The sequence below is a fragment of the Acetobacter sp. genome (assembly GCF_022483985.1).
In the GTDB taxonomy this organism is placed as follows: domain Bacteria; phylum Pseudomonadota; class Alphaproteobacteria; order Acetobacterales; family Acetobacteraceae; genus Acetobacter.
On the sequence record NZ_JAKVME010000001.1, the window covers coordinates 1806708 to 1823549 of the forward strand.

The window sequence follows — 16842 nt, forward strand, 5'->3', positions numbered from 1 at the left end:
TGAAAAAACGACTGAATACGACAAAAAGATCAGTGAGATGCGCTTGGAGAAATCCACCCGTCCAGCGCCTTCAGTCCGTCATCCGCACCCACCATTTCAAAGTTGATGGTCAGCACGCCACCTGCCAGCTTATCCGCCATGATATGACCCTGCTTCGCATGACGCAGGTCTTTGACCTGATCATCCGTCAGATCGGCTGACGCCAGACATCCTGTCGACACGCAGCTCTGCCACACGAGTGTCAACGGTCCGCTCTTGTCGGCTGCGACACGGGGCTGGGTTTTCAGGGAAAGACCAAGCGGGGTCTCGACCGTCAGACGCCATGGGCGTGCGGACAGCGGTGTCTTGTTGTCCACCTGTGCACGGGCAAAAATGACTGCGCCCAACGGCACGGTCTTCTTCTGGACGTCCTGCATGGCGAGCGGCTGCTCCATCACGCACAGCACCGGCAAGGTCGTCACGTTCGCACCCGGAAACACGCAGCGATAATTCCAGGGACCGGACGTACCCGTCAGCGTCGTCGGAGAGGGCTGTGGCTGTGTCAGCGCAGACGCAGCCACCGTTTTGCCCGTCGCGGCCTGAGCGGACCCATGCGCAAAAAGCACTGCCAGAAAACACGACGCCATGAATTTTCTACTGATGGAGAACAACAGACAAACTCCGTTAATTTCTGTTGCAAAGCATTACGGCAAAAAATCCGGCCTTTCCATGACAATGAACAAATTATGAAACAATGTGTCATATTCAACACGACCGTCGAGACAAATCGACAACTTCAAAACACAAAATAAACCTTTATCCCTGCACACCCAATCCTCGACATAATTCTCCCTTCCCGCCATCACACACACATCTGTAATTTCATGTTATCTCTCCATGCGGCTGACACGCGTTACAAAAACGACGTGTTTCGCGTCCCTGATTATTTTTTGAGAAGTTTCTGTATGGTTTCGTTGAGAGCTTCGATGGCGGCCTCCTTTGCAGCGTCGCTGTCGAGCCCTCCCTCGACAACGGAAAGAGCGACGAACGCCGCAAGCCGGTCGGCCGTCTGCTCGACCGCCCGCCCGAACGGAATGCTGTCAGCCTCCAGACCGTCAGCGATCTCGCGTCCGATCCGCCGCATCGCCTCGCGCTCTCCCTGACTGAGCCGCGGTGACGAGACCTCGCCCGTCACGGACGGACAGGGCATGCCAGTCTGCATTCCGTCATGCACCGGCCAGTCATACAGAACGGACAGGCGCTGGCAGTATCGCCGGACATCGAGATTTTCTCCTGGTAACGCAAGAGGATATGTCGTGCCGTCATGGAACACGACCTCCGCCTGATATAGAGGCGCTCCCCTCCTCCCGGGCAGAGGGTTCACCAGCAGGGACCTTACAGCCTCAGGCTCAAGATGGTCCGGATCAACAAAATCCCCGACGATCGACGTTGCCGTCCTGTGACGCGTCACATTCATACGGGCTTCGCCGGACCGGTAATCTGCCGCAGGCGCTCCATGATCGGATCGGATATCTGCGATCGCTCGACTGTCGCCCCCACCCGCACCTCAAGCCATCTCAGAACCTCCGAGCGTGAGGAGATATCCACTCTCCGGAACAGGGCCAGCAGTCTCTGCTCGGTTTCGTCCGAGGCAGGGAGAGACGCGGGCTCGTCTTCCTCCCGGAACAGGTCCCACAGCGCAATATCGAGAACGTCTGCGACATCGCCCAGACGTTTCAGTGAGCAGCCTCGGCGTCCCCCTTCCCATAACGCGATCGCCGTGCGGGAAATCCCCGCCTGAGCCGCAACTTCGTCCTGCGACAGCCGCGCGTTCACCCGGGCAGCCCGCAGGCGTTGTCCAACGATCCTGTCAGAGACCTTGCCGGAATGGGGAGCTGCCTCCGTTCCCAGCAACACCGCGCCATTGCCACGAATCCACTCATGGAATGCATGGAGCCCCGAACTGCTCGGCTCGCTGCTATTCTCCTCGCCCTCAATCTGAAAGAGCACGGTATGACCCGCGATGAGGACGATTGTCCTGCGCCGCATCTTCATCCGCCCGGCTCCCCAGACCTGCCCGGCTTCCAGATGAATGGCCGTCCTCATCAGAGTTTTCTCAATACGCAGAAAAATATCGTCCAGATGACCAGACTGATAAGCCCCGCGAAAACAATCCCTCTGAACGGCCGACCGTCATCCGGGCTGGGCCGACCACCTTCCTGCGGTCTCTCGATAGTCTCCATGATCAGGAAATCTTTCTTGTCTGCCGTTCCACGTATTTCTGGACGGTGATTTTCAGTTCCGGCGAAAGCCGCCTGTAAAGATCGACAAGATCAGCCTCGTCCGCGCCCAGCGTCATGGTCACGTTCTCCTCGACCATACCGGTGAGGAAGAAATCCACGGGCACCTGAAACAGCGCCGCCAGTCGGGGAAGATGCAGATGCGCCCTGCTGGTGCGTCCCGTCTCCATCGCCGCCACTGCGGAGCGGCTTATCCCCAGCGCTCTGGCCATCTCTTCCTGAGTGACGCCGGCACTTCTGCGCAATGTGACGATCTTCTGCGCCAGTTCCGCAGCCGGTGCGGCCCTGCCCTCGCCTTCGGCATGCAACGCCGCATTGTGAAGGCGCATCCATCGGCGGAATGTCGACTGGCTGACCAGATAACCTTTGCCCCTGACGGTTTGTGAGGGTATCGACACGGTCTGATAGGCCAGCATGCCTTCAGGGAGATCGACGATCCGGCGCGGGAGCTGTCCGGCACCCTCATGCGGCATCCATATCTGCCCGGGCTGAAGAATGATATGTGATGTCATAAGCTGTTTTTCTAACGGATACAGTCTGTCCCGTTCCCCTGAAGGGAACGGGACAGGCCGTAATCAGACCGACTGCCGCAGGGTCTGATCGTCCGTGTCGGACACGAGGTAAGGACCTGCCGCCACAAGCTGGAGGGTCAGCATGGCCACACCAGCAGGGGGACGCTCGCCCAGCGGCAGCAGGGCGTCGCCCGTCGTCCAGCGGCAGCTCTCTCCTTCCAGCCCGTGCCAGCCCGTCAGGTCACTGACTGTAAGATGACTGGTGACAGGCACCGTCTGTCTGCTTTCGAACAGCGTGATGTCGCCGATGGCCACACCAAGACGACGGCGATCGTCAACGAACGGACCGAACACGTCGCTGGGACGGCTGGCGTTGGACACGATCCTTACGTTTCTGACGGACGCGGGGATCATGAACATGACGCTGCCGTCATGCTCGCGCGCCTTGCGAATAATGGTTCCCGTCTCTGTGACGAGATGGATGTCCGTCTCGTCCGTGAGAACCGGCGCGGCATCCTTCCGTTCGATCTGTCCGGCTTCCGCGCGGCTTTCGATCGAACGGAATAGCGGCTCCACGAAATCACAGGTGACGCCAAGCGGCGCACCCCCGTCCTCGCCCCAGGATTTGCCCTGTGCTCCGACGAGGATCACCAGATTGCCATGCTGTCTGAAAGACGCCCTGTTGCCGGTGTCGAGATAGCTTTCCGTCAGCATCCCGTCCGCCCAGATGACGGAGTGCTCTTCCGTCTCGACATGGTAGAAGCTGTAGCTCGTGATCGTCCGGTCGTAGAAGATCGACCGTCCATTCACCAGCATGCGCACAGGAACAAATTTATCCTCAAAGAACAGGCAATGTTCAGGTGTGATCAGCATGTCCTTGTAGGGAACACCGTCAGAAATCGCGTCCTTCAGGACGCGGACCGGGTAGCCCGCCTCATCGTCAGGCAACCCTGAACGGACAACCATCTTCTGGCTGCCAACCCACGTCACCTCGCGCTGGGTTTCCACACCATTGCGCCAGTTAAAAACGGAAACCGTGTCGCCAATCCGCACATCCTCAATCAAGACCTCTCCAGACGGGGTCCGGATCAATGTCCCAGGCAGGAAGCAGGCAACGGCTGTATTAACACTTCCCCCAGACGTGACAGTAATGGCATCGGCAGTTGAACCCGCATATGCGTAAAGCGTTGTTCCGTCGCTGACGGTGGCTCCTGAAACGGAAGCGCCGCTGTAGAAATAGGCCAGTGAAGTTGAATTGTCGTTTGTATTGAACGTGTCGTTGACCGACTTTCCACCAGCAGCAGAGGTCGTCCCGGCCTGGTAGCTGACATAGCTCGCACCGTAGCCGTTGAAGGTGTTACCGCTGGTGCTACCTCCGGCGTAAACAATTACGTTGTCATAAGTGATATTCGAATTCGCCAGCGTTCCGCCAGAGTTTACGTAAATGGTTCCCAGAAGACCGTTCGCGCCCGCATCCTGCACCCCGGATGCTGTCGCGCCACTTGTGACATACAGGATCGCATCGTCGTCAAGCGCTACAGGACCGCTGACGGTCTTAAGACTCGCCCCAACTCCACTCTGATAAACAGTCGCGCCACTGACCAGAACAGCGGACCAGATGCCGGTTAGCGCCGTCACGTTCGTCGAAGCGCCCACGCCGCCGTAAACTGTCGTCGTTCCCGCGCTGAGCAGGCCGCCGGCGCTGACAGTAAATGCGGACGTGGACGCACCGGAAACCAAGCTGGCCGTGCCACCAGAATTGACGACAACTCCGGAAATCGACGAAGTATCCGCCCCTGCGGCAAAAGTTGCTCCAGAATTGACTGTGGCACCTTTAATTGTAGCGCCGTCATAGGCATTCAGCGTTGTTCCGTCACCAACGGTGGCTCCGGAAACGGAGGCGCCGCTGTAGAAATAGATCGTTCCTGTCGAACCGTCGACTGTATTGAACGTGTCGTTGACCGACTGTCCACCGGCGATGGAGGTCGTCCCGGCCTGGTAGCTGACATAACTTCCCAGGTAATTATTGAACGTATTTCCGCTGGTGGCGCCGCCGGCATAAACAGTGACGATGTCATAGGTAATATTGGAATTCGCCAGCGTTCCGCCGGAGTTAATGTAGATATATCCAGCAGCACCCGTTGCACCCGCATCCTGCACCCCGGATGCTGTCGCGCCACTTGTGACATACAGGATCGCATCGTCGTCAAGCGCTACAGGACCGCTGACGGTCTTAAGACTCGCCCCAACTCCACTCTGATAAACAGTCGCGCCACTGACCAGAACAGCGGACCAGATGCCGGTTAGCGCCGTCACGTTCGTCGAAGCGCCCACACCGCCGTAAACTTGCCCCTGTGCTATACCGCCAGACGCAACCAGACCACCAGCGTAAATGATGAAATTGTCTACTACTCCCGACGCGGCACTCACAAAACCGCCTGAACTTACAGTGATAGTTGACATATTTTTACCCTCTATTTCGGAAACGTTGAAGATGATTGCATGACACGTCCGAGCGCACCGATGACCTGATGCGCCGTGATCAGACGCGTGCATTCAAACTGCCTGGGTGTTCCCTGATGTCGTGGACACCAGAGAAAATTATCGTGACTGAAACGCTCTTTCGGATCGTTCCAACAAGAATTACATGCGTGCCAGTTGATGACACGGTAAGGTGTATGGAACTCAGTCGTAGGGTGGGAGAAACCAGCGATCATCACCACTGGGCACCCGGCGGACCAGGCCAGCCAGGAAAGTCCGGAACCGAGCCCCACAAAAAATGCGGCATGCTTCAACCATCGTGCCCGCTCAGCGAGCGGACGATTGCCAGTCTGATTCTCCACACCGTAAGGCATGTAATTCCAGACTATCCCAGCCCCATGAACTACCTTCTGGTCAATACAGACAACACGATACCCTTGAGCCTTTAGCCAAGAGACAACTTCTGCCCAGCCATACGGGTTATTCCAATATTTACACTGGCTCGACGCCTGCATCGCGATGCAGACATACGGCTCCGCGATGGGACGCCCCGCATCTGGAAACGTTATCTTCGCAGGCTCTTCAACCGGCTCCGTTCCCAGAATATAAGCTGCGGTTTTATGAAGCCCTACCAGACGAAAATCCGCAGGTTGCCAGTCACAGCTAACATCATCGAAAAACAGACCAAGATAATAACTGGCGTAAGCGTTTTTTGTCAGATTCTGGGCCACGGCCTCTTCATGAGTTACGAAACGCAGATGAGGATAAGCATCACGAAAAAGAGGAATGATCAGCCCGGACATCGCACAAGTGACGTTTGCACTATGCTTTTCAGCAAAACGGTCTGCATATGGCATCCACGCCAAAGTATCGCCAAGCGTTCCAACAGGAAAATTGATAAGGACATCCCGTTGCCGCACATCAAACACATGATCGAAAACCAGAACTGACTGCCTTTCACTTCCTGAAACAGCCACCTCCTTCCATAACGACACACCGAATTTCACAAACCAGCGCTTGGACGAGCGGACAAAATCCCTCTTCAGACCGGCCTGATGAAAAAGAATATTTCCCGTATCCAGATCCTTCAGTTCAATACGCCACCACGCATTTTCCCCCGGATCAGGAAGCTGGACACGGCATCCTTCGTTGAAATCAAAGAAAATCCCCTCTCCGCCAGACTGAGTCGGCACAGGAGCCGGAACAGGATAAGGCGCTTTTGTCTCCTGCCGGGCGCAAGAGCCAGAAAGCGTTTTTTCTGCTTGCTTACCCCCGCTTTCCAACAAATATCCGACGTCAGACATCAGAAAAAACCTTTAAATAAACGGATTTTTCCTTAAAATCTGAAAAATCCTGCAAGGAAATCAATACGAATGCCACTGTGCGCAACGCTTGATTTGCGCAAAAAATATTTTGGGGTCTGTTTGCTTTTTGATGACAATTTTCTTGCTTTCGGTCCACGTGGAAGTTAGGCTCGAAGCAAGTCCAAGGCGAAGAAGCCTAGCCTAAAATGCATTTGCGCAAATCAAGCGTTGCGCAAGTTTGACTGTGCGTCGTAGGATGTCGCCATCACAAGTATGGATGGCAAAATATGGCGCGGAAAACCGGTTATGCCCGGGTCAGCACGGTCGGGCAGACTTTGGATATGCAGCTCCGCACTCTCAAGGCATTCGGCTGCGAGAAAATCTTCCGGGAAAAAGCCAGCGGAGCCGATGCGGAACGAATCCAGTTACGACGACTTTTAAAAAGCCTTTCCAATGGCGATACCGTTGTCGTCACACGTATCGACCGCCTTGCCCGCAGCACCTTCGATCTTTTCGCCATCGTGAGGGAAATTACCCAGAAGGGGGCCCAGTTCTACTCACTTGCAGAGCCATGGGCAGACACGACAACCAGCACGGGCCGTCTGATGCTGGCTGTTCTGGGAGGCCTTGCCGATGTGGAACGGGATCTCATCCGGACACGAACCGCTGAAGGCCGGGCGCGAGCACAGGAAATGGGCGTCAGAATGGGACGTCCCGCCCGGATTACTGGCCTCCAGCGTGAGGAAATCGCACGCAGGCGACAGGAAGGAGAGCCCCTGAAGGCTGTGGCCAATGCATTTGGAATCAGCACGGGTACCGTTTCACGTATCGCAACAGGCGCGGACAGTCATCGAAGCAGAAAGAAAGCCGTGCCGCCCGACGAAGAATCATGAAAATCCAGCCGTCCGGGAGCGACAAAAATTACGCGGAGCCTGAACCTCCCATCCGTCAACAATCAGACGGGCATAGATGTCATCAACAGCACCTACAGCATGTCCACGTTATTCCGGTTCATATCCTGCTGCGGTGAAGAAGTTGGCACACTCGTCTGGAGGTGAAAACATCCAGGACTGATCCGCCATCGCCCGGCTCGCAGGCTTTCCGGGAGACGGAATTCCACCCTCCGTTCGCTATAGCGGTCCACAAGGTAGTCGGCCCGGTCGCGCAACAGCCATGTGAACTTCATCAGCTCGTCCATGACATCCACCATCCGGTCATAGAGGGGGGATGGCTTCATCCGGTCATCGTCACCGAACTGGGTATAGGCCATCGCCACGCTGGACTGATTGGAGACGGTGAACATCCGCATCCACCGGCCCAGCACCCGTAGGGCATTGACGGAATTGAAGCTCTGCGATCCGCCCGAAACCTGCATGACCGCCAGCGTGCGGCCCTGCGTCGGGCGGATCGAGCCTTCGGTCAGGGGCAACCAGTCGATCTGGTTCTTGAACACGGCAGTGATGTTGCCATGCCGTTCGGGGCTGCACCAGACCTGGCCTTCCGACCAGATCGAGAGATCCCGCAGTTCCTGCACTTTCGGGTGGGTTGCGGGCACGGAATCCGCTACCGGCAGGCCGGTCGGGTCGAACACCCGTGTCTCGGCCCCCAGCACCTTCAGGATGCGTTCTGCCTCAAGCACCAGCAACCGGCTGAAAGATCGGGGGCGTAAAGAGCCGAAGAGCAGAAGGATACGCGGCGGATGGTCCACACGCGGTTGCGGTTCCAGCCGCGCGAGATCGACCCGTTCAAGATATTCGGGGTGGAGGGCCGGCAAGTCAGGTTCGGTCATTGTGATATTGGTCCATTCGTGCATTACGAGTGGCTGATCCAGGGCAACCACAGGGACAGCGCCGCGAGTGTGACCAGCAGGACGGGCGGGGTGATCGCCAGTCCAACTTTCATATACTGCCCCCATGTGACCCGATGGTTCCTGGATGCCAGCACATGCAGCCACAACAGTGTTGCGAGACTACCAATCGGCGTGAATTTTGGTCCGAGGTCGCAGCCGATGACGTTGGCATAGATCATCAGGTCGCGTGTCAGCGGCGTGATGTCGTGAGCCTGCTGGATCGCCAGCGCCCCGACCAGCACACTCGGCATATTGTTCATGATGGACGACAGAACAGCCGCCAGAAAGCCGGTGCCGATGGTGGCCGTGAACGTCCCTTGATGACCGAGCCAGACCAGTGCGGTCGCAAGATAGTCGGTCAGCCCGGCATTGCGCAGGCCATACACCACCAGATACATGCCCAGCGAGAAGATCACGATCTGCCACGGGGCGCCCCGCAGCACCTTACGAACAGGGATGACCCGACCATATCCGGCGACGAGCAACAGGATTCCGGCGGCCAGACAGGCCACGACACAGACCGGGATATGAAACGGTGCTGTCAGGAAATAGGCTGCCAGAACGAGCGCCAGCAGCGGAAATGCCGTCCGGAATACATTGTGGTCACGAATGGCGGTCGCAGGTGCCGGAAGTTCGGCGACGGGATAGGTCGCAGGCACCTGCCGCCGATACCGCAGCCAAAGCACAGCCAGCGTCGCGCCCAGCGCCACCAGATCGACAGGGACCATGATCGCGGCATAGCGATCGAACGCAATGCCAAAGAAATTGGCGCTGACGATGTTCACCAGGTTGGAGATGACTAGCGGCAGGCTTGTGGTGTCTGCGACGAAGCCGGTCGCAATGATGAAGGCCAGAGATGCGGTATGGCTCAGACGGAGTTGAGTGAGGATAGCGATGACAATGGGCGTGAGCAGCAAGGCCGCGCCGTCATTGGCGAAAACCGCTGCAATGGCCGCTCCCAGCACCACGATCAGCGGGAATAGCGTCCGGCCTCGCCCTTTGCCCCAGCGCACGACGTGCAGGGCGGCCCAATGGAAGAACCCTGCCTCATCCAGCAACAGCGAGATGACGATCAGCGCGATAAAGGTGAAGGTCGCGTCCCAGACGATGTGCCAGACGACAGGAATGTCATGCCAGTGGATCACGCCAGCCGCCAGAGCCACGGCGGCACCCGCCATGGCGCTCCAGCCGATGCCCAGCCCCCGAGGCTGCCAGATGACAAAAACCAGCGTGACAACGAAAAGCAGAAGAGCGAGCATCAGAAGATCCGTCAGCACCGGATTATCGAGGCCGAGTTCGTGAAAGGGTGTGCCCTTTTCCCGCAGGACCGAGCGCACTGGAACGCCCATACGGGCGATCAGATCGACCAGTTCCGCGCGGCTAGGCGGGGTTTTCAGATATTCGATGATCCGGGGCTCCTCGCCGCTGTTGCGGATCAGTGCCAGCACGTTGCGCGACGTGCCGCAGGCCGGATTGTGGTAGATCGTGATGGTCATGAGCAGGATTCCGGGGACGGACAGCAGGAGGACAGGTTCGCGACCAGAGGCGCGCAGAGTTCCGGGCTGCCCGCACAGCAGTCCCTGATGAGGAAAAGCATCAGGTCCCGCAGGCGCGGAAGACAGGCGCGATAGACGACCAGCCGACTATGGCGCTGCGAGGTCAGCAGAACAGCGCGGGTCAGGGCGGCGAGATGGGCCAAGATCGTGTTTTGCGGGACATCAAGATACCGCGCGACCTCGCCCGTAGGCAGGCCGTCCGGTTCGTGGCGCACCAGCAGGCGGAAAATCTCCAGCCGTGTGGACTGCGACAGAGCGCTCAGGACAGCGAGGGCGGATTGTGTGTCCAGTAATCGACGATCATGGATATATAGAATGAAGTCAAGACTACTGAGGACATACCTCGTTCAGGATATGAAATAAGGTGTCATACGCCGAACAGACGGCCGATCCCGCCCGTGACGATCATCGCAACTATCCCCCAGAACGTCACACGCATTGCTGGACGCCAGGGCGCCGCACCACCGGCAATCGCGCCAACGACGCCCAGAACAGCGAGAACCACGACGGACGTCAGGGACACGCCCCAGGACACCCACGCCAGAGGGGTCAGAACCGCCGCCAGCACGGGCAGCAATGCCCCAGATGAAAAGGCGGTTGCCGAGGCGAATGCCGCCTGTATGGGTCTTGCCGCCGTGGCCTCGGACAGACCCAGTTCATCCCTTGCATGGGCGCCAAGCGCATCATGTTTCATGAGAGAGACGGCGACCTTGCGTGAGAGATCTTCATCCAGACCTCTTTTTTGATAGATCCTAGCCAGTTCGGCAACTTCCCCCTCCCAATCCGTTGCCAGCTCCTGTTTTTCACGGGCAACGTCGGCGTGTTCGGAATCCGCCTGGGAACTGACCGAGACATACTCGCCTGCCGCCATGGACAGGGCTCCCGCGACAAGCGCAGACAGTCCCGCGATGAGAATGTTGCCGTGTGTCGCATGAGAACTGGCAACGCCGACGATGAGGCTGCCGGTCGACAGCGTTCCGTCATTGGCACCGAGAACAGCTGCACGTAGCCATCCCAGTTTCTCGACAGCATGACGTTCAGTCAGAGGATGGAGACGTGACATAAAAAAACCTATTGCTTCTGGTAAATACAAACCAGATTTAGGGCCCTCTTTTTGTTGCGGCAATAGATATTTTATTCTGATATTGCGATCTATTTTCAATAGTATTTATATTTTCGTAAAATCTTCTCTGTTCAGAATCCTGTCAGGTAAGGATGATATGAGAGTGGATTCAGATTCTTTTTTGCCGAGAGATATATACACTATCCAGTGCCGGACATTACCGACGCCCTGCGCTACGACAAACCGACGATCATCCTTCACTGGCTGACGGCTCTTCTGGTTCTGTCTCAGTTCGTCGCAGGTGCATCTTGAGGCTGGCCGACAAAACCTGTCCATCACCTGATGGTCGTTGCGCATCTGACCGCCGGGATCCTGCTGACGGCAATCTTGGCGTTCCGCATTATTCTGGCGTCTGACGAAAGACCAGCACCTGTCCGGTCTCCTCCAACTCGCAGACCGGATGAGTTTGTCGTCCGACGCCGGTGGCTTGATGACCGCACTTATGCAGATTTCGTCGGGCTGCGCCAGTTTCTACTCGGCCCCGCGAGCAGCCATCCATTGGCCTGATGCAGGGCCGGTTATGCAAGCGGTCTTGCGACGTGGGCGGAGTTCACTTTGCCTTCGGCACCCCACATCGGTGAGCATTCCTGTTATATGGGTGTGCGGATACGCGCCCCGGAAATACATGTGACCGTGACGTTCTGGAGCCCCATGAGAAAGCTCAACCCATAGGCCAGTACCAAATCCCTAGGCCGAAAACAGAAAATCCACACCCGCCAGAAGCCCAAGCAGGCAAGCTTCCAGAAGGATGCTCCGTGCGTAGATCGACAGCAGATCGTGGCGACGGCCTGCCTTGACCAGAAGCGCGGACAACACCGCGCCGGCGACGAAGGTCAGTTAAGACCACAGCAGGACAGAATCTGTTATACTGATTATCTGGATGCTCTTGATGCTGAAAGCAACGAACCGAACTCACGTTTAACACTGGCAGCCCGACGGGCCGATCGCCTGATGGAAACCGTGACGCTCTATCAAGCGATCGGCGACAGCTACACTGTACCCGCCCCTTCAATTTCCGGAAAAATAACAGAACTGCTAGATTTATAGACTTATCGTTGTCAGTGCAGATTATGTTCTTCCTGCATTAAATCTATTTATGTTCGGGAAATTGCATGATGTGACCAATCCATAATTGGTGTTTTTCGTTTTCTTACTATTATGACCATGACCATGTGCTTCAGGACATATTTTTTCAAGAAGGCGGAAATTATCGTGTGCTTAAACAGATAGAAAAATGGCAGATCATCGGAATGATCTGCCATTCACAAAAACTCATATTAACAAGGATCTGACCAGAAGGATTCGGAAAGCCCCGAACGTTTCTTTGACAGTGTCAGTTGCCGTCCGTGAACGTATAGCTGCATACCTTGTTGCCTGCCGGATCACGCAGATACGCAGCGTAGGCTCCGGGCAGGTGACTGCGTGGACCCGGCGCTCCTTCATCCGTTCCGCCGCTGGCCAGACCAGCAGCATGAAAAGCGTCCACTTCGGCCGTCGTGGAGGCGGCAAAGCCGATCGTGACACCGTTGCTCGTCGGCGCCTCGCCATTACCAGGACGCGCTATGATGAAAGCGGGTTTGTCGCGCCCATACAGAATCCAGCCGTTTCCGAAGGGACCGAGATTCCTGATCCCCAATGCGCCCAGCGCGGCATCGTAGAATTTCGCCGAAACCTCAACATCAATTGCGCCGAGGAAAACATGGGAGAAAACACCGTCTCCAGAAATTACAGCCATGAGTCATACTCCTGTTGTGTGTTGTAAAAGCATGTCACTTCGCGTCTGCGACGCATGTATCAGTAATGGATGACCGAGCGGATGGACTTGCCTTCGTGCATCAGATCGAAGGCAGTGTTGATGTCTTCAAGCGGCATCGTGTGCGTCACGAAAGGGGCAAGCTGGATATCGCCCCGCATCGCGTCCTCCACCATGCCGGGAAGCTGGGTGCGGCCCTTTACGCCGCCAAAAGCGGTACCCCGCCATGAACGACCAGTGACCAGTTGGAACGGACGGGTGGAGATTTCCTGCCCCGCTCCCGCCACACCGATGACAATCGACTGTCCCCAGCCGCGATGCGCGGATTCCAGAGCCGCCCGCATGACATTGACGTTGCCGATGCACTCAAACGTATGATCAATGCCCCACCCGGTCTGCTCCACAAGGACCTGCTGGATCGGCTTGTCATAGTCTTTCGGATTGAGGAAATCTGTCGCACCAAAGGCCTTTGCCAGTTCGAATTTATCCGGGTTGGTGTCGATGGCGAATATCCGGCCGGCCTTGGCCTGTCGCGCTCCCTGGATCACGGCCAGACCTATGCCGCCAAGCCCGAATACCGCCACCGTATCCCCGGGCTGAACTTTCGCCGTATTATGTACGGCGCCGATGCCTGTCGTGACACCGCAACCCAGAAGGCAGACATGCTCCGGATTGGCGTGTGGGTTGATTTTTGCCAGAGACACTTCGGCAACAACGGTATATTCGCTGAACGTCGAGCATCCCATATAGTGATAAAGCGGCTGACCTTTACAGGAAAACCGTGTTGTACCATCAGGCATCACACCCTTTCCCTGCGTGGCGCGGACTGAAATACATAAATTTGTTTTACCAGATTTGCAGAACAGACATTCTCCGCATTCAGCCGTATAGAGCGGAATAACATGGTCGCCGGGTGCAACACTTGTCACACCTTCTCCGACTTCCACCACAACACCCGCGCCCTCATGACCCAGCACAGTCGGGAACAGCCCTTCAGGATCGTCACCTGAAAGAGTGAAGGCATCAGTATGACACACACCTGTATGAGTGATTTGTACCAGAACCTCCCCCGCACGCGGCGGCTCAACGTCAATTTCCACAATTTGCAGAGGTTTCTTTGCTTCAAAAGCAACGGCTGCACGTGATTTCACGGTTCATTTCCTTTTCAGGAATTATGTATTGCCAATAGAGAAACTTTTGTCTGCGCCGTCAGCGCAGATAGGATCGAACCAGTGCGACGACATCATCAATTGATCCCTTCTGCTGGTCCGTAACAGTGCCCGACAGAGCAAACTCCTCCCTCAGATGGCTCTCCAGAACGCTTGACATCAATCCGTTAACAGCACCCCGCACCGCAGCGAGCTGCTGTAGCACGGGTGCGCAGTCTGTCCCCTGCTCCAACGCGCTTTCCAGAGCGTCCAGTTGACCACGAATACGTTTCACCCTGGCAAGAGCCCGCTTTTTTTCCGCAGGTGTATGGGGCATTCAGCTTTGAACTCCAAAATACTACCTAACAGTATACATACATACTCCCCCCCACCTTATAAATGATGGGAGAGTTTTCTCGCGGTAACGTGATGCTTCACCCCTCCATAGTACGGATCGAATAGCAAATGATAGGATTATACGGGACGATTTCAGTGATCGACAAAGTTGCGATCAGCAGGAGCAAGATGTTCCACGAGATAATCGATCAAGGCTGTCACCCGACGATTGGGCAGGCGTCCATGTGGATAAACAGCGTACACATTGGTCGCGCTCATTGAAAATTCGTCCAGAGCGGTGAGCAGACGCCCGGCCGCGATATCTCCTTCGACATCACAACTGGATTTGAGTACGACGCCGGCCCCGGCAACCGCCCAGTCTCTGAGTGTGCCGCCGTCATTCGCCAGACGGTCGCCGCTGACCCGGATGCTGAATTCCCTGTTTTTTTCGTGAAAACTCCAGTTCGCTTGGGGCGCGCCCGGGCGCGCCAGAACCATACAGTTATACCGCGTCAGATCGCGGGGATGAGAAGGATATCCATGCTTTTTCCAATAATCGGGAGCCGCACATACATGCCGTTGGCCACGCATGAGAAGACGCGCTGTCAGCTGGGAGTCCGCGAGTTGACCCATTCGGATCGCGAGATCGTACCGTTCCTCCACCAGATCCTGTACGGCGTCAGTCAGCATCAGTTCAACAATCACATCTGGATGATGCTTCATGAACCCATCAATCAGAGGCGCCAGACGGTTGCGCCCGAAATCATTGGTGACGGTCATCCGGATTTCGCCCTGAAGACGCCCTTTGTCGGACACGTTTTCCAGCGTTTCCTCAAGATCGACCAGTATCCGGCGACAATCCGCCAGAAACCGCTCGCCTTCCGGAGTGAAAGACAGCCGCCGGGTCGTCCGGCGCACCAGAGACACCCCAACCCGCGTTTCCAGAGTCTGCAATCCAAGCGTCACCGTTGACGGAGACAGGCCCCTGATGCGGGCAACGGCGGAGAGACTGCCCTGTTCAGCGATATCCACATAAAGCCGCAAAAGATCGAACTGGTCCATTATTCTTCCTGATCGAAAGGTCTTTTATCAAGATGCATGATTATCATTCTTTTTCATAATGGTATGGTTTTTGCTCACTGATAATGTCTCGTGCGGAGAAACGTTGTGACGTCGTCTGTCAAACATGCTGTCATCGCCGGTGGTCTTGGCGTCATTGGACGTAACCTGGTCACCCACCTAAGCCAGCAATCAGGCTGGAAAGTAACGGCGATCTCCCGGCGTAAGCCGGATTTCCAAACCTCCGCAGCATTTCTTTCCGTTGATCTGACGGACCCGGCCGCTACCCGGACTGCACTGAACGGCCTGAAAGACGTGACGCACATTTTTTATGCGGCCTATCAGGAGCATGACGACCCGAAAATGCAGGTCGAGCTCAATCTGGCCATGCTGCAAAATCTCGTGGAAGCCGTGGATGAAAGCTCGCCAGCTTTCGCACGGGTGATTCTGTACGAAGGCGCTAAATATTACGGTGCGCATCTTGGTGCGTTTCCGACACCCGCGGTCGAGAGCGACCCACGCCAGATGCCGCCGATGTTCTACTACGATCAGGAAGACTGGCTACGGTCAAAAGCCGCATCACGGCCATGGGACATGATCGTTCTCCGGCCCGATGTCGTCTGTGGATTTGCCATCGGCAATCCGATGAACCTTTCCATGGTCATCGCCGTCTATGCGGCCATTTCAAAAGAGCTGGGTCTGCCGCTCCGGTTTCCGGGCACTTCTGACTGCTATGGGCGTCTGGCGCAGGTGACGGACGCAGCACAACTGGCAGCGGGATCGCAATGGGCCGCCAATCATGCCGTCGCCAATGAAGCCTACAACCTGACCAACGGCGACGTTTTCCGCTGGCATACGGTCTGGAAGCAGGCGGCTCAGTATTTTGGCATGGAACTTGCGGCTCCCATGACCATTTCCCTGAGCGATATGATGGCGGACAAAGGCCCCGTCTGGAACAGGATCGTGGAAAAACATGATCTCGTCAGAGTGCCGTTTGAAAAAGTCGCTTCATGGGGATTTGGCGATTTCATTTTCCGCTGTGACTGGGATGTCATCAGTTCAACGACCAAAATCCGGCAGGCCGGTTTTCAGGATTGTGTGGACTCGCCGGCAATGTTCATCCGTCTGTTCGATGAGTTCAGAGAACGCAAAGTCATCCCGTGATGTGTGACTGATGCTTCTGAATGATGACAGGAAATATGGTGGTCCGGTCAGATAAAAATACATGACCCTTTTTCATGTCTGATTTTCATAAGGAGTGATTTTTGTCAGGCATCAGCACATGCATCGACACCACGGACAAGGACCGGACCAGACTGGTCGTGCAGTGACTCTTCTGGCGCTGCTGGTGGCCGGTACGCTTTTCACGCCGCGTTCCTGATTGTCGCCCTGGTCTCTCTGGCAGGTGTTTTCGATCTCATCACACTCCCTGAAAATGCCGC

Annotated in this window: 15 protein-coding genes and 2 pseudogenes; 2 read left to right on the top strand and 15 right to left on the bottom strand. The window is 56.3% G+C overall.

Translation table 11 applies throughout. The annotated features are described in order from the left end of the window. Positions 1-29: 29 nt before the first annotated feature. The 6 genes from LKE90_RS07935 to LKE90_RS07960 form a co-directional block, all read right to left on the bottom strand. The gene (locus tag LKE90_RS07935) at positions 30-626 is read right to left on the bottom strand and encodes an invasion associated locus B family protein (RefSeq protein WP_291501007.1); all 597 of its coding nucleotides are present in this window, start codon (positions 624-626) and stop codon (positions 30-32) included. A 296-nt stretch (positions 627-922) separates the two neighbouring features. Then, complete coding sequence (locus tag LKE90_RS07940; protein ID WP_291501008.1) at positions 923-1456, bottom strand: hypothetical protein; 534 nt, start codon at positions 1454-1456, stop codon at positions 923-925. Then, positions 1453-2085 (bottom strand): helix-turn-helix domain-containing protein, encoded by a 633-nt coding sequence (locus LKE90_RS07945; RefSeq protein ID WP_291501009.1) that lies wholly within the window; start codon positions 2083-2085, stop codon positions 1453-1455. Before LKE90_RS07945 ends, LKE90_RS07940 begins: the two co-directional genes overlap by 4 nt. Positions 2086-2224: 139 nt before the next feature. Beyond that, on the bottom strand, positions 2225-2791 hold the full coding sequence (locus LKE90_RS07950) for a helix-turn-helix domain-containing protein (RefSeq protein WP_291501398.1): 567 nt from the start codon (positions 2789-2791) through the stop codon (positions 2225-2227). A 63-nt stretch (positions 2792-2854) separates the two neighbouring features. Continuing rightward, positions 2855-5221, bottom strand: coding sequence for a Hint domain-containing protein (locus LKE90_RS07955; protein WP_291501399.1), 2367 nt, complete (start codon positions 5219-5221; stop codon positions 2855-2857). A gap of 44 nt (positions 5222-5265) precedes the next feature. After that, entirely contained in the window at positions 5266-6576 is a 1311-nt protein-coding gene (locus LKE90_RS07960; RefSeq protein ID WP_291501400.1) for an autotransporter strand-loop-strand O-heptosyltransferase, read from the bottom strand. 287 nt (positions 6577-6863) lie between these two features. Here LKE90_RS07960 and LKE90_RS07965 point away from each other — a divergent pair, with 287 nt between their 5' ends. After that, on the top strand, positions 6864-7469 hold the full coding sequence (locus LKE90_RS07965; RefSeq protein ID WP_291501401.1) for a recombinase family protein: 606 nt from the start codon (positions 6864-6866) through the stop codon (positions 7467-7469). Positions 7470-7669: 200 nt separating this feature from the next. Here LKE90_RS07965 and arsH read toward each other — a convergent pair. From arsH to LKE90_RS08020, 9 genes and pseudogenes are all read right to left on the bottom strand, one after another. Further along, positions 7670-8365, bottom strand: a pseudogene (gene arsH / locus LKE90_RS07970) (arsenical resistance protein ArsH); the annotation flags it as partial. Positions 8366-8388: 23 nt separating this feature from the next. Next, positions 8389-9921 (bottom strand): arsenical efflux pump membrane protein ArsB, encoded by a 1533-nt coding sequence (gene arsB, locus LKE90_RS07975; protein WP_367117408.1) that lies wholly within the window; start codon positions 9919-9921, stop codon positions 8389-8391. Beyond that, entirely contained in the window at positions 9918-10271 is a 354-nt protein-coding gene (locus LKE90_RS07985) for an ArsR/SmtB family transcription factor (protein WP_291501467.1), read from the bottom strand. Before LKE90_RS07985 ends, arsB begins: the two co-directional genes overlap by 4 nt. A 77-nt stretch (positions 10272-10348) precedes the next feature. After that, entirely contained in the window at positions 10349-11044 is a 696-nt protein-coding gene (locus tag LKE90_RS07990; protein ID WP_291501403.1) for a VIT1/CCC1 transporter family protein, read from the bottom strand. Positions 11045-11671: 627 nt separating this feature from the next. After that, positions 11672-11964, bottom strand: a pseudogene (locus LKE90_RS08000) (DUF1275 family protein); the annotation flags it as partial. Between the two features lie 473 nt (positions 11965-12437). Further along, the gene (locus tag LKE90_RS08005; protein ID WP_291494658.1) at positions 12438-12839 is read right to left on the bottom strand and encodes a VOC family protein; all 402 of its coding nucleotides are present in this window, start codon (positions 12837-12839) and stop codon (positions 12438-12440) included. Positions 12840-12898: 59 nt separating this feature from the next. Beyond that, positions 12899-14008 carry an S-(hydroxymethyl)glutathione dehydrogenase/class III alcohol dehydrogenase gene (locus LKE90_RS08010; protein ID WP_291494659.1) on the bottom strand — a complete coding sequence of 370 codons (1110 nt, stop codon included), beginning with the start codon at positions 14006-14008 and terminating at the stop codon, positions 12899-12901. Positions 14009-14066: 58 nt separating this feature from the next. Then, entirely contained in the window at positions 14067-14342 is a 276-nt protein-coding gene (frmR, locus tag LKE90_RS08015; RefSeq protein ID WP_291494660.1) for a formaldehyde-responsive transcriptional repressor FrmR, read from the bottom strand. A gap of 152 nt (positions 14343-14494) precedes the next feature. After that, positions 14495-15403, bottom strand: coding sequence for a LysR family transcriptional regulator (locus tag LKE90_RS08020; protein ID WP_291494661.1), 909 nt, complete (start codon positions 15401-15403; stop codon positions 14495-14497). 105 nt (positions 15404-15508) lie between these two features. Here LKE90_RS08020 and LKE90_RS08025 point away from each other — a divergent pair, with 105 nt between their 5' ends. Beyond that, positions 15509-16564, top strand: a complete 1056-nt coding sequence (locus tag LKE90_RS08025; protein WP_291494662.1) for an SDR family oxidoreductase — start codon at positions 15509-15511, stop codon at positions 16562-16564. Positions 16565-16842: the final 278 nt, after the last annotated feature.

Bases quoted from the DNA above. Each gene is read 5' to 3' on its own strand.
- LKE90_RS08005 (WP_291494658.1), bottom strand. From the start codon at position 12,839: ATGGCTGTAATTTCTGGAGACGGTGTTTTCTCCCATGTTTTCCTCGGC.
- arsB (WP_367117408.1), bottom strand. From the start codon at position 9,921: ATGACCATCACGATCTACCACAATCCGGCCTGCGGCACGTCGCGCAAC.
- frmR (WP_291494660.1), bottom strand. From the start codon at position 14,342: ATGCCCCATACACCTGCGGAAAAAAAGCGGGCTCTTGCCAGGGTGAAA.
- LKE90_RS07945 (WP_291501009.1), bottom strand. From the start codon at position 2,085: ATGAGGACGGCCATTCATCTGGAAGCCGGGCAGGTCTGGGGAGCCGGG.
- LKE90_RS07950 (WP_291501398.1), bottom strand. From the start codon at position 2,791: ATGACATCACATATCATTCTTCAGCCCGGGCAGATATGGATGCCGCAT.
- LKE90_RS07935 (WP_291501007.1), bottom strand. From the start codon at position 626: ATGGCGTCGTGTTTTCTGGCAGTGCTTTTTGCGCATGGGTCCGCTCAG.
- LKE90_RS08020 (WP_291494661.1), bottom strand. From the start codon at position 15,403: ATGGACCAGTTCGATCTTTTGCGGCTTTATGTGGATATCGCTGAACAG.
- LKE90_RS07960 (WP_291501400.1), bottom strand. From the start codon at position 6,576: ATGTCTGACGTCGGATATTTGTTGGAAAGCGGGGGTAAGCAAGCAGAA.
- LKE90_RS07965 (WP_291501401.1), top strand. From the start codon at position 6,864: ATGGCGCGGAAAACCGGTTATGCCCGGGTCAGCACGGTCGGGCAGACT.
- LKE90_RS07990 (WP_291501403.1), bottom strand. From the start codon at position 11,044: ATGTCACGTCTCCATCCTCTGACTGAACGTCATGCTGTCGAGAAACTG.
- LKE90_RS07940 (WP_291501008.1), bottom strand. From the start codon at position 1,456: ATGAATGTGACGCGTCACAGGACGGCAACGTCGATCGTCGGGGATTTT.